10 protein-coding genes are annotated in these 13,507 nt (G+C 59.2%); 7 read left to right on the top strand and 3 right to left on the bottom strand.

All coding sequences use genetic code 11. The annotated features are described in order from the left end of the window. Nucleotides 1-8: 8 nt before the first annotated feature. The 7 genes from EJA72_RS11155 to EJA72_RS11125 are packed head-to-tail and all read left to right on the top strand — an operon-like array spanning nt 9 to nt 8,424. Nucleotides 9-1,166 carry an acyl-CoA dehydrogenase family protein gene (locus tag EJA72_RS11155; protein WP_157711511.1) on the top strand — a complete coding sequence of 386 codons (1,158 nt, stop codon included), beginning with the start codon at nt 9-11 and terminating at the stop codon, nt 1,164-1,166. Further along, complete coding sequence (locus tag EJA72_RS11150) at nt 1,163-2,155, top strand: NAD(P)H-dependent flavin oxidoreductase (RefSeq protein ID WP_368738159.1); 993 nt, start codon at nt 1,163-1,165, stop codon at nt 2,153-2,155. Before EJA72_RS11155 ends, EJA72_RS11150 begins: the two co-directional genes overlap by 4 nt. 43 nt (nt 2,156-2,198) lie before the next feature. After that, nucleotides 2,199-4,331 (top strand): fatty acid oxidation complex subunit alpha FadB, encoded by a 2,133-nt coding sequence (fadB, locus tag EJA72_RS11145; RefSeq protein WP_157711509.1) that lies wholly within the window; start codon nt 2,199-2,201, stop codon nt 4,329-4,331. A 54-nt stretch (nt 4,332-4,385) separates the two neighbouring features. Continuing rightward, nucleotides 4,386-5,558, top strand: coding sequence for an acyl-CoA dehydrogenase family protein (locus tag EJA72_RS11140; RefSeq protein WP_157711508.1), 1,173 nt, complete (start codon nt 4,386-4,388; stop codon nt 5,556-5,558). 29 nt (nt 5,559-5,587) lie between these two features. Further along, on the top strand, nt 5,588-6,736 hold the full coding sequence (locus EJA72_RS11135; RefSeq protein WP_178129275.1) for an acetyl-CoA C-acetyltransferase: 1,149 nt from the start codon (nt 5,588-5,590) through the stop codon (nt 6,734-6,736). A 25-nt stretch (nt 6,737-6,761) separates the two neighbouring features. After that, on the top strand, nt 6,762-7,529 hold the full coding sequence (locus EJA72_RS11130; protein WP_157711507.1) for an enoyl-CoA hydratase/isomerase family protein: 768 nt from the start codon (nt 6,762-6,764) through the stop codon (nt 7,527-7,529). Beyond that, nucleotides 7,519-8,424 (top strand): acyl-CoA thioesterase domain-containing protein, encoded by a 906-nt coding sequence (locus tag EJA72_RS11125; RefSeq protein ID WP_157711506.1) that lies wholly within the window; start codon nt 7,519-7,521, stop codon nt 8,422-8,424. Before EJA72_RS11130 ends, EJA72_RS11125 begins: the two co-directional genes overlap by 11 nt. 573 nt (nt 8,425-8,997) lie before the next feature. On the opposite strand, the gene EJA72_RS11120 is transcribed toward EJA72_RS11125, so the two are convergent. The 3 genes from EJA72_RS11120 to EJA72_RS11110 are packed head-to-tail and all read right to left on the bottom strand — an operon-like array spanning nt 8,998 to nt 13,490. Continuing rightward, a complete protein-coding gene (locus EJA72_RS11120; protein WP_157711505.1) occupies nt 8,998-10,170 on the bottom strand; it encodes an acyl-CoA dehydrogenase family protein in 1,173 nt (390 codons plus the stop codon). A gap of 21 nt (nt 10,171-10,191) precedes the next feature. Next, on the bottom strand, nt 10,192-11,304 hold the full coding sequence (locus EJA72_RS11115) for an acyl-CoA dehydrogenase family protein (RefSeq protein WP_157711504.1): 1,113 nt from the start codon (nt 11,302-11,304) through the stop codon (nt 10,192-10,194). Nucleotides 11,305-11,339: 35 nt separating this feature from the next. Next, nucleotides 11,340-13,490, bottom strand: coding sequence for a 3-hydroxyacyl-CoA dehydrogenase NAD-binding domain-containing protein (locus EJA72_RS11110; RefSeq protein WP_157711503.1), 2,151 nt, complete (start codon nt 13,488-13,490; stop codon nt 11,340-11,342). Between the last annotated feature and the right edge of the window lie 17 nt (nt 13,491-13,507).

Genomic DNA, 13,507 nt, shown 5'->3' with positions numbered 1-13,507 from the left:
GACAACACATGCTCCAGAATCGACTGATCTTTGATAGCGACCATGAATTGTTCCGCGATCAGGTTCGCAAATTCGTGCAGAAGGAAATAGCCCCCCACGTCGACCATTGGCGTGAAGCCGGACGCTGTAATCGGGAAATTTTCCGCAAGGCCGGCGCCCAAGGTTTGCTGCTGATGTGGGCTGATGAAGCTTACGGCGGTTCCGGCGTAGACGATCTGCGCTACGAGCAGATCGTCTACGAAGAAGTGATTCGTCACGGCGACATAGGGGTGTTTTTTACCCTGCATTCACGCATCGTCGGGCCCTATCTGCAACGCTTCGGCACCGAAGAGCAGCGCCAGCGCTATCTGCCAGGCTGCGTCAGTGGCGAGACCATCCTCGCCGTCGCCATGACCGAACCGGATGCCGGTTCGGATCTGGCCGGCATGAAAGCGCGCGCTGAGGACTGTGGCGATCATTGGTTACTCAATGGTTCGAAGATGTATATCTCCAATGGGCTCAATGCCGACTTGATGGTCGTCGCAGCTCGCACCGGCAGTGAACGCTATTCAATCGGTCTGTTTCTGGTGGAAGCTGATTGGCCGGGGGTAAGTCGTACGCCGCTGGCGAAGATGGGCCTCGATGCCCAGGACACCGTGATTGTTTTCTTCGACAACGTACGCATCCCGAAGAGCAACGGTCTGAGCGATCCGCAAAAAGGCTTTACGTACCTCGCTGAAGGTCTGGCCGAAGAGCGTTTGCTTTCAGCCATCCAGTCAATGGCCCACGCCCAGGTCGCTTTCGACCTGACCCTGGACTATGTCAAGGATCGTCGAGCCTTCGGCCGGCCGGTCGGCACCTTCCAAAACAGCCGGTTCAAGCTGGCTGAGCTGCGCGCCCTGCTCGATTGCCAGCAGACCTGGGTCGACCAGTTGGTACTGCAACACAACGCCGGCCGGTTAAGTGCCGAAGCCGCTGCATCCGCCAAATTGCTGACCTCGGAACTCGAAGGCCGGGTCATGGATGACTGCGTGCAGCTCCATGGTAGTGCCGGTTACATGGAGGAGTACCGAATCTCCCGCATGTACCGCGATGCGAGGGTGTCGCGAATCTTCGCCGGCACCAGCGAAATCATGAAAGAAATCATTGGCCGGGCCCTCGGCCTGGATGAACGCAAAGTCAAGTGAACGAGGCAGTCACCATGAAGACACGTATTACCGAAATGCTTGGCATCCGTTATCCGATCATTCAAGGCGGCATGCAGTGGGTAGGCCGCGCCGAGCTTGCATCAGCGGTATCCAACGCAGGTGGTCTGGGCATGCTGACCGGCCTGACACAACCAACGCCGGAAGCCTTGGCCAAGGAAATCCGCCGCTGCCGGGAAATGACCGACAGCCCGTTCGGCGTCAACATGACCATTTTCCCGACCATCAGCCCGCCGCCTTACGACGAGTACATCGATGCAATCATTGCCAACGGGGTGACCATCGTCGAAACCGCCGGCAACAAAGCGATTGAATACATGCCGAAGATGAAAGCGGCCGGTATTCGCATCATCCATAAATGCGTTGCCGTCAGGCACGCCCTGAGCGCTGAAAAACTCGGCGTCGACGCCATCAGCATTGATGGCTTCGAGTGTGCCGGGCACCCAGGTGAAGAAGATATTCCAGGGCTGGTGCTAATCCCCGCCGCAGCCAAGGCGTTGACCATTCCTGTGATTGCCTCGGGTGGCATTGGCGATGGCCGCGGCATGGCCGCCGCTCTGGCCCTGGGTGCCGAAGGGATCAACATGGGCACCCGCTTCTGCCTGACCCAGGAAGCGCCGATTCACGAAAACATCAAGGCCGCCCTGCTCAAGGGCACCGAGCGCGATACCAACCTGATCTTCCGCACCATGAAGAACAGTGCCCGGGTATTCAAGAACGCCATTTCCGATGAAGTCGTCGCCACCGAGCGTCGTCCTGGCGGTTGTGCCTTTGAAGACATTCGCCCTTTGGTGGCGGGTGCTCGCGGCCGTGCTGCGCTGGAGGCTGGCGAGATCAACGAAGGGATCATCACGGCGGGCATGGTCATTGGCTTGATCGATGACTTGCCAACCTGTGACGAACTGCTTGAGCGCATGGTTCGCGAATGCCGCGAGCGCCTGGCGTTTGCCACGCGCCTGGCCAGCGCCTGATCCAGTCCAGCCTAAATAAAACCGACAAAAAGCAGGTTATCGCATGTACCAAGGTCAAACGCTGCACCTGACCCGCCTCGACAATCAACTGGTCGAACTGTGCTTCGACCGCAAGGACGAGGCCGTCAACAAATTCGATGCCCTGACAGTCGAAGAGCTGCGCATCGCCTGCAAAACCATTCGCGATAGCGGTGACGTCCATGGCCTGGTTTTGACCAGCGCCAAGGACAGCTTCATCGTCGGTGCCGACATCTTCGAATTCACCCAGTTGTTTGCACGGCCTGAAAGCGAACTGGCGGCTTACAACCTGGCCCAGAACCGGGTGTTTAACGAACTCGCGCAGCTCCCGCTTCCAACGGTTTGCGCTATCAATGGCCTGGCGTTGGGGGGTGGTTTCGAAGTCACCCTGGCCACCGACTTCCGAGTATTGGGCAACGCCGCAAAGGTCGGTTTGCCAGAAGTCGGCCTGGGCATTATTCCCGGGTTAGGGGGTACTGCCAGGTTGCCACGTCTGATCGGTTCAGCGGCCAGTATTGACTGGATTACCTCCGGCAAACCGCAAACTTCTGCGGCGGCCAAACAACTCGGTGCCGTCGACGAAGTGGTCGATGACCAAGCCGTGCGCCAATGTGCGCTAGCCGTGTTGGCCGAAGCTGTTAGCGGCCAGCGTGACTGGCAAGCGTTGCGGCGCCAGCGCAGCCTGAGCTTTGCACTGGACACCGAACAGAGCGCCAATGCCAAGGCTGCCGTGATTGCCCGCAACCCATTGGTGCCCGCTCCACTGTTGGCCATTGAGCTGCTCGAGCGCAGTGCCGGATTATCCCTGGCTGAGGCATTGAACGAAGAGAACCGTACCTTCGCACAAGTCGCCCAGACCCAGGCCGCTCAGGCACTGGTCCAACTGTTCATCAATGATCAGTACCTGCGCAAGAAAACCCGGGATTACGCCAAGGCGTCGCGCAAGCTGTCCCGCGCCGCCGTATTGGGCGCTGGCATTATGGGTGGCGGCATCGCCTATACAAGTGCTGCCAACGGCGTACTGACGATCATGAAAGACATTTCTCAGGCAGCGCTGGATCTGGGAATGGCCGAAGCCGGCAAACTTCTGGATAAACAGGTCAGCAACAACCGTATGACCCAGTTCCAGGCAGAACGAGTGCTGGAGTCGATTACGCCGACCCTAACCTATCAAGGCATGGATAAAGTCGACGTGCTGGTTGAGGCGGTGGTGGAAAACCTCGCCGTGAAAAAAACCGTGTTGGCGGCAGTCGAAACCCAGGTGGCTGCTTCCACGGTACTGACGTCCAACACCTCATCATTGTCCATTACTGAAATCGCCAGTGCGCTGCAACGCCCGGAAAACTTCGTGGGCATGCACTTCTTCAACCCGGTGCCAGTCATGCCGCTGGTTGAAGTCATCTGTGGTCCACACACCAGCGAGCAATCGGCCGCAACGGTTGCCAGCTATGCGGCAACACTGGGTAAAACGCCGATCGTGGTCAAGGATTGCCCCGGCTTTCTGGTCAATCGCATCCTGACCGCCAACGTGCTGGCCTTTCTGCGCCTGATTCATGATGGCGCAGACTACCAGGCCGTCGACCAGGCCATGGAAGCCTTTGGCTGGCCAATGGGCCCAGCGTACTTGCAGGACGTTATTGGCATGGACACTTCGCGCCATGTGATCGACTGCATCAGTCAGGGCTATGGCGATCGCATGTTGCCTGGCTTCACCCATGCGGTTGAACTCATGGTCACCGAACAGCGCCTGGGCCAGAAAAACGGATTGGGCTTCTATCGTTACGATCGGGACATCAAGGGCCGACTGGTGAAGTCGGTTGATCCTGACACCCAGGCTCTGTTGACCCGCGTGCAGCCACAAGGGCGTCGTGAGTTCAGTTCCGAAGAAATCGTCGAGCGCATCATGCTGCCGATGCTGATAGAAGCGGCCCGGGCGCTCGAAGAAGGTATCTGCGAAAGCGCCATTGAAATCGACATGGCACTGATCCTGGGTGTTGGCTTCCCAAGGCCAGTGGGTGGTGCCCTCAAGTATGCCGATTGGCTCGGCTTGCCGGCGCTGGTTGCGCGTTGCGACCACTACACCGCTCTTGGTGGGCTTTATCAGGTCACTCCCCAAATGCGAGAGATGGCTTCGAACAACCTGAAGTTCTATTCATGAATTCGGGTTTGCACCTTCGACCATCTTCATCAGCCCTTTGAAGCGGAAATAACCATGGACTTCACCCTGTCACCCGAACTGCTCGACTTGCAACAACGGACACGTGCCTTTATCGCTGAGCACATTATCCCGCTCGAAAAAGATCCCCGCTGCACAGCCCATGGCCCGACTGAAGACCTGCGCAAAGAGATGATCTCGCTAGCGCGCAAGGCCGGTCTGTTGTCCTCGCACATGCCCAGCGAGTTGGGCGGTCTTGGTCTGAACCATCGGGCCAAGGCGATTCTTTTCGAGGAAGCCGGCTACTCGCCACTGGGGCCTGTCGCACTGAACATTGCTGCGCCCGACGAGGGCAATATGCACATGATGGAAGTCATCGCGACCGCGGCCCAGAAGGAGCGTTGGCTCAAACCCCTGGCCCTGGGTGAAATTCGTTCGTGCTTCTGCATGACCGAACCGTCACCAGGTTCGGGATCGGACCCTGGCATGCTCGCTACCACCGCCGTACGTGACGGCGACGACTACCTAATCACTGGTGAGAAATGGTTCATCACCGGGGCTGAGGGAGCAAGTTTCGCCATCATCATGGCCAAGCTCGAAGATGGCCGAGCGACCATGTTCCTCGCTGACATGGACCGTCCGGGCATTCAGATCGTACGCGCGATGGATGCACTGGATTCGTGCTTCCCCGGTGGCCATGCGGTGGTGCGCTTCGACAAGCTGCGGGTGCCTGCCAGCGACGTATTGGGTGAACCCGGTGAGGGGCTCAAATATGCTCAGGTGCGCCTGTCCCCTGCCCGCTTGACCCACTGCATGCGCTGGCTCGGCGGAGCCCGTCGCGCCCATGACGTGGCGACCCGTTACGCGGCCCAACGCCAGGCTTTCGGCAAGTCACTGGGTGAGCACGAAGGCGTCGGCTTCAAGCTGGCGGACAACGAAATGGACCTGCACATTACCCGCCTTGCGGTCTGGCACTGCGCCTGGTTTTTGGACCAGGACAATCTCGGGCGACATGCCTCGAGCATCGCCAAGGTCATTTCGTCCGAAGCGATTTGGCGCGTGGTCGACCGCAGCGTGCAGATTCTCGGTGGCCAGGGTGTCACCCATGAAACGATCGTCGCGCGGATTTTCGCCGATGTTCGCGCCTTCCGCATCTATGACGGCCCATCGGAAGTACACCGCTGGAGCATCGCCAAGAACATTCTGCGTCCCCACACTCAGGCTCGCTGAGCGCGCCCCACTCGATCAAGGAGTTTTCCGTGAAGCAAGCCTATATCGTTGATGCGCTGCGTACGCCGACCGGCAAACGAGCCGGCAGCCTGTCCCAGGTACACCCCATGGACATGGGCGCGCATGTCATCAAGTCACTGGTGGAACACAACGCGATTCCCGCCGAGGATTATGACGACGTCATCTTTGGCACCATCGATGCCATTGGCCCGAATGCCGGCAACCTGGCGCGTTTTTGCTGGCTGGGCGCCGGACTTCCCGATAGCGTTCCCGGCGTCACCATCGACCGCCAGTGTGGCTCGTCCCAGCAAGCCGTGCACTTCGCTGCGCAGGCGGTCATGAGTGGTACTCAGGACGTGGTGATTGCCGGCGGAGTGCAAAACATGAGTCAGGTGCCGATCAATACCGCGTTGTACATTGCCAAAGACCTTGGCTTTGCCGATCCCTGGACCTCGGCGCAAACCTACCGCGCCCGCTATGGTACGCAACAGCTCTCGCAGTTCGAAGCGGCCGAACGCATTGCCCGCCATTGGGGCTTCACTCGCCAGGACATGGAAGCCTATGCCCTGCGCTCTCACGAGCGTGCTCTGGCGGCCATTGAGCAAGGGCGTTTCGACCACGAAATCGTGCCCTATGGCGATCTGCGTATGGACGAAACGGCCCGCCGTAGCAGCCTGGAAAAAATGGCCACGCTGCAGACACTCCTGCCAGACGGCCAGTTGACCGCTGCCACCAGCAGCCAGATGTCCGACGCCGCCAGTGCCGTATTGGTCTGCTCCGAGGACGCGGTCAATCGTTATGGCCTGAAACCACGTGCACGCATTGTCCATATGAGCGTACTGGGTGATGACCCGGTGTGGATGCTCACTGCGCCAATCGCCGCAACTCGCCGGGCGCTGCAAAAGGCTGGCCTGCGCATGGCCGATATCGATCTGGTGGAAATCAACGAAGCGTTCGCCAGCGTCGCCATGGCCTGGCTGCAAGAAATGGATTACCCAAGCGAACGCACCAATGTCAACGGCGGTGCCATTGCCCTTGGCCATCCTATCGGCGCAACCGGCACCAAACTGATGACCACCCTGCTCCATGAACTGGAGCGCAGCGGAGGTCGTTATGGCTTGCAGACCATGTGCGAAGGCGGTGGCTTGGCCAACGTAACCATCATCGAGCGGCTTTGAGCCCATCGACCCAAGGAGTTACATGATGAACACAGCCGTCACTGTCAGCCACCACGATACCGTCGCCCTGGTCAGCCTGAATCTGCCCGAAAAACGCAACAGCCTGGTTCCTGAGCTTTATCGCCGCTTGGCCGACGAGCTCGAGAACCTGCAAGACAATGAGCAGGTCCGGGTAATCGTACTCAGCGGTGGTCAGCACTTCTGCGCGGGGGGGCCGCTGGATGGCCTGGATACCCGGCCAATGGTCATGCGCAAAGACATGCGTTGCGGCCATCGGGTAATCCGCGCCATCGTCAATGGTCGGGTACCGGTAATCGCCGCCGTGCAAGGCGCAGCATTCGGCGCCGGGCTGTCTTTGGCGGCAGCCTGCGACTTCGTCGTGGCCGATGCCGACAGCCGCTTTGGGGCCGTGTTCGGCAAAGTGGGCGTCATGCCGGACTGGGGTTCACTCTGGACGCTGCCACAACGCATTGGCCTGCCTCGGACTCGCCAACTGGTCATGTTCCAGCAAATTCTCGGCGGCGAAGAAGCAGCCCGGCTAGGCCTGGTCGACTTTCTGGCCGAGCCTGGTCAGGTTTTGGAGACCGCACTCCAGCGCGCCCAAGCGTTGGCTATCAGCGCACCTGGCCCGCTTTCAGCGACCAAGTCATTGCTGGGGCGTCATCCTTTGAGCCTGGAAACCCTGCTCGACTGGGAAGCCGACACTCAGGCGCTGTTGATCGGCTCCGAAGATTTTACCGAGGGCCGTGACGCATTTTTCCAGAAGCGTGCAGGAGTTTTCCGTGGGCTCTGAAACCGCCGTGCAACATCTGGCCACCACTTCCACTACCTGGGATGGCGTGGATGTCACGCCGCTACTGGACGTGCTGGAAGTAGGCCCGGACCGCTTCACCTGCAACTGCTTCCACGCCAATCAGAATGCTGCGATCTACGGTGGGCAAACCCTCGGCCTGGCCGTTGCGGCTGCCATCGCAACCGTTGAAGCGCATCTGCATCCCCATGTGCTTCAAGTCAGCTTCCTCGCTGCCGGCGATGTCAACGCTCCGCTGTCGATTGAAGTAGAGCGCATCCAGCAAACCCGACGCTTTGCCGCGCGACTGGTCAGACTGGTGCAACACGGCCGCTCCATCGCCATTGCCACGCTGTCCTTCCATGCCGGTGAAAACGGGATGGAGCACCAGCAGAACTGCGACCCCGTACCCGACCCGGAAAATCTGATGGGGTTGGCACAAGTTCGCGAAGCCTTCCATCAACGACTCAATCCCATCGAACGGGTATTTATCGGCAAAACCCGTTCAGTGGATATACGCCCGGCGGACCCGGAACAGTTTGTCCTCGGCCGCGACGATCAAGCCAGGATTCGTTACTGGATGCGCACCACTCAGTCCCCCAACCTGCCCACGCGCCTGCAACCCGCCGTGCTCGCTTACCTGAGTGACTTCTGGTTCGGCATCACCGCACTGATGCCTCACCGCGAGCACAAACTGGGGGAAGACCTGTTTGTTTCCAGCCTCAACCACACGATCTGGTTCCACCAGCAAGATGTACAGGCGGATGAATGGTTGCTGGTTTCTGCCCACAGTCCTTCGACCAGTCTGGGGCGGGGTTTGACCTTGGGTCATGTGCATGATCGGAAAGGACGGCTGGTGGCAACGTTGGGGCAGGAAGGCCTGTATCGTTTGCGTTGATTCATGCAGATGAAAACGGGCGTGACTGCTGAGAAAATTCGGCTTGGTCAGTGTGCTGAGCGAAGTACTTGCCGCCTTCCACACTGATTATGAAAGAGCACGCCGATGGCTGAACGTGTTGGCCATAGGCTGTTTCGTAGCCGCGGCGAGCCTTCTGGCGTGGCATTGGCATCATATCGAAGAGCTGATTCTTCACCCATTTCCTTCACGCTTATCTCGTCGATGCTGAACGACGCGGCAAGTTATTGCCGCGCGGTGGGCTCGTAGACGAAACGCTGAAACACCATTGAAACTCAAAAAACACTTAGCGCTTCGGCAGCAAATGCGCCTCGGTACGCCCGAAAAGCTCGATCGATGCACAGGCGCATCCATGCTACCTGGCATGCCTTGCAGCGCCGCAAAGGTAGAGCAATGGATCACGCCTCTCCCGAGCCACCCTCCACAGTGCCAAACAAGCAACGGTTTGTGGGTGGCATGGGGCGCTCACACCGGGGCCTAGGTGCTTGTCGACCTGCAGTTCTTGCTCAATCCAATGTTTTAATCGCGCTGTTTACTCAGGAGGTGCTTGACCGATCAGCCCTTGCCCAACTGGTTAAAAGGCGTATCCCGATCACTACGCGGCTCAGGCGGCAAACCCAGTACCCGCTCAGCGATGATGTTGCGCAGGATTTCATCGGTGCCGCCGGCAATACGCAAACCGGCTGACCACATGTACCAATAGTTGAATCGCCGCGCCTGGAGATCGTCGAACTCGCGCAGGCCATCAGCACCCAGCGCTTCCAACGCGCAGGCACTCATGTCCTGAAGGTTTTTGGCCATCACCAGTTTGTTGATCGAGGCTTCGGGACCGGGTACGCCACCGCGCGAAACCGCCGTCATCGAACGCATACGGGTCAAGGAAATGCCTTCATCAGCCACGTAAAAGCGTGCCAGGGCGTCAGCATCGAATAGTCCTGCCAGTTCGCTCGCCACGGGTGCACCGGAAGGTTTTCCACCGACGGCAAGTCGCTCGAACATCAGGGTGCTCAGGGAAACCTTCCAGCCTTCACCGACTTCGCCCAGGCGCTGTGAATCAGGAATGCGCACGTCGGTGAAAAACACTTCGTTGAACTCCGCATCGCCCAGTAGCGTACGGATCGGTCGCACTTCCACACCTGGGGCGCGCATGTCGACATAAAACATGGTCAAGCCTTTATGCTTCGGTGCAGACGGGTCTGTGCGCACCAGCACGATGCCGTAGTCAGACTCGTGGGCATAGGACGTCCAGACTTTCTGGCCGTTGATCACCCAATCCTCGCCTTCGCGTACACCGCGGGTTCTCAAGCCTGCCAGATCGGACCCGGCGGCCGGCTCAGAAAACAACTGGCACCAGATTTCCTCACCACGCATGCCTTTGGCCATGAAGCGGTCCATCACCTCGGCCGAACCATGGGTAAACAACGTCGGCAAACACATGCCGATACCGACTGCGAAAGGGATGACCGGAAGGCTGTAATGCTCTTCTTCCTGGTGAAAAATCACGTGTTCGATCGGGCTTCCACCCTGCCCGCCCACGTCCTTTGGCCACATGATGCCGACATAGCCGGCATCCGCCTTGAGTCGTTGCCAGCCACGGGCCAGCGTCATGAAGCGCTCATGCTCCATACCGTCCTCAGGCCGGACTTCGTAAGCGCGCGCATTAGCGCTCAGCCAGGCGCGCACTTGCGTGCGATAGGTTGCTTCTTGAGGCGTATCTTGAAAATCCATCGATGCCGCTCCTGTATCCGATCAAGCCGTTTCGCGCAGCAGGGCTGCCTTGAGACGGCGAGCCCAAAAGGCACGGCCACCCAGTTGGGTTGCCATCAGCCGCGCACGACGGTAGAAAAGTTGAATATCGCTTTCCCAAGTGAAACCGATGCCACCGTGCAACTCGACCGCAGTTTCAGCGGCCTGGCACAAGGCTTCAGTGGCGGCCAGACGCGCCCCCGCGGCGGCACGAGGTAATTGCGCAGGTGCCTGGGTCAGGGCCCATGCACCGTAGTAGCAATGGCTCCGCGCCAACTGGTTCTTCACATATAGGTCAGCCAGCGAGTGTTTGACTGCCTGATAGCCACCCACCACACGGTTGAATGCTTGCCGTGTTTTGACATACTCCAGGGTCGACTCCAACGCTGCTTCGGCGCTCCCCAGTTGCTCGAAAGCACTGAGTACAGCAGCAGCGTCCAGAGCTCGTTCAGCGAGCACACTGCCCTGCCCGGCAGAGCCCAATCGCAGGCAACTGACATCGTCGAAGTGAAGGTCGGCATGACGACGGATCCGGTCGATTGCTTCGACCGATTCCAGGCTTACTCCCGGAGCCTGCGCGTCGACGAGCCACCAGCTCCAATCCTGGCCATCGTCATCGGCACACGCCGAAACGATGAACACATCTGCCACTGGCGCATCGGCGACCATGGCCTTGCGACCACTCAGCTTTCCTGCACTGACTCGCGCTTCGGGCCGTTCGGTCCATGCCACCTGGCCGCGCTCGGTGAACGCGACGCTGGCTGTTTTTTCACCCGCCGCCAGCTCGCCCAGCAGCGTGGATGCGACCTGGCAATCCGTCAGTTGTTGCAATGCCGTGCTGGCATGCAATACCGAAGAACTGAAGGGAATCGGCGCCAGCGTGCGTCCGACCTCTTCAGCCAGAACACACAGTTCCAATGCCGAAAGCCCCAGACCACCATCGGCCTCTGCGATAGCGGCAGCCGGCCACCCCAACTCCTGAACCTGGACCCACAGGGACTTATCATGTGTCTCCGGGTTTTCCAGCAGTGCCCGGGCACGAACCAGGCCGTCAGCGAATAAGCGCTTGGCCTGATCGCGCAACTGTTCCTGATCAGCAGAAAAATCAAAGTTCATGGCGATCGATCTCCAGACCTTTACAAGGCCAAAGCTTATTGTTCGCGGACATGGAAACGCTCACCACGCTCGGCACGCTGACGTAACCAGGACGAAGGCCGGAATCGCTCTCCGAAGTGATCCGCCAGCTCATCGCAGGCAGTGACAAAGGCTGTACCGCCGACGGTATCGATCAAGCTGAACACACCGCCAGTCCAGGTCGGAAAGCCAATTCCCAGAATCGAGCCAACATCGCCTTCGGCGGCGTTGCCGATCACGCCCTCCTCCATGCACCTCGCCGCTTCCAGCGCCTGGATGTAGAGCATGCGCTTCTTGATCTCTTCGACATCGGGTTGCACGGACAAGGCAGGGTAGACTTCGCCCAGCCCCGACCACAAAGCGCGCTTGCCCTCTGGATAATCGTAAAATCCCTTGCCACAACGACGGCCGATCCGATTCAGGGTTGCACAGAACATCTCCTGGACCTTGAAGCCTGCGGGTTCATTCCAGGCATCACCCAGCGCGGCACGCTCAGCCAGTGATGATTTGTAGCCGTTCTCCATGCCGATGTCGTCCAGCAGCGCCAATGGCCCCATGGCGAAACCGGCCAGGCGCGCAGCATTGTCGATCAGTGCCGGTTTGACGCCGCTGCCCAGCATCGCAAGCGACTCTTGAAGATACGCCGCGATCACCCTCGAGGTGAAAAAGCCTCGCGAGTCCTTGACCACGATCGGCGTCTTGCGCAACAGGCGAATGAAATCGAGGGCATGCGCCAGAGTGGTATCGCTGGTTTGCTGACCGACCACGACTTCCACCAACGGCATGCGATCCACTGGGGAAAAGAAATGCAGACCGATAAATCCATCAGGGGTGTTCAAGTCCCGGGCCATGTCGGTAATCGGCAAGGTCGAGGTGTTTGAAGCGAGTATCGCACCCGGCTTCATGAACGCCTGCGCCTGGGCGAATACTCCAGTCTTGACCTGCAAGTCTTCGAACACCGCCTCAATGACCAGGTCACACTCGGCAAACTCGGCATAATCGCTGGTAGCCTGAATACGGGCCATGATCGCATCAGCAACTTCCTGAGCCATACGTCCCTTCGCCACTCGCTTGGCAAACTCGTCGGCCAGTCGCTGGCGGCCGGCCAGGGCCTGTTCCGCCGTTGCATCCAGCAACACCACTTGCAACCCGGCCACTGCGGCACTATGGGCAATACCGCCACCCATCAGGCCAGCTCCGACCACGCCGACTTTGGCGATCGACGCCGGCTCGATGGATTTAGGTCGACGGGACAGCTTTTCCAGCTCGCCCTTGTTCACAAACATCGTGCGGACCATATTGCAGGCGGTTGGATCAAGCACCAGCTTGGCGAACTCGCAGGATTCAATGTGCAGTCCGGCGTCGATTGGCACGCAGGTGCCGTGGGCTACCGCCCGGAGCAAGGCAATCGGTGCCGGTAGATTGCGCCCGGTATCGCGAGCGATCTGAGTGGCAGTGAGGTTAAACAGGTTACCCAGTTCAACATCAGCAAAACCCGCGCCGCCGGGAACTTGATAACCTTTTTTATCCCAGGGTTGCTGGGCATCTGCGTGCTCAAGAACCCAGGCGCGAGCGGCTGGCAGCAATTGCTCGACGCTGAGCACCCCATCGACAATACCTTTAGCCAACGCAGCTTCAGGCGCCAGCAAGGTGCCTTTCATCATCAACGGCAATGCGCTGGCAATCCCGATCAAACGAGGCAGGCGCTGAGTGCCACCGGCACCGGGCATAAGGCCCAGCGTAGCTTCCGGCAGGCCCAGCAGAATGCGTGGATTGTCCAGAACCAGACGGTGATGGCAGGCCAGAGCGATCTCCAGACCGCCGCCCAATGCGGAGCCATTGATCGCGGCCACATAGGGTTTGCCGCTGCTCTCAAGGCGCCGCAACAATGGACTCATCTGAGTGGCCATATCACGGGCATCGCCCACGCTCAGTTCGCGAGACAGCGTGCGAACGATTTCCTTCAGATCGCCGCCGGCGACGAAATCCTTCTTCGCCGAGGTAATGACCACACCGCGAATATCGGCATCGGCGGAAACTCGCTCGACAATCTCTGCCAGCTCATCTCGAAACCGCTCGGTGATGGTGTTGGCCGGTTGTCCCGGAATGTCGATGGTAACGACGGCAACGCCATCTTTACCCAACGCAAAATCAATGGTTTCAAACATGCAATGACCCGTCCTTG

Source organism: Pseudomonas sp. PB120 (assembly GCF_009761815.1).
Classification (GTDB): Bacteria; Pseudomonadota; Gammaproteobacteria; order Pseudomonadales; family Pseudomonadaceae; genus Aquipseudomonas.
This window is presented reverse-complemented; position numbering and strand designations above follow the sequence as displayed.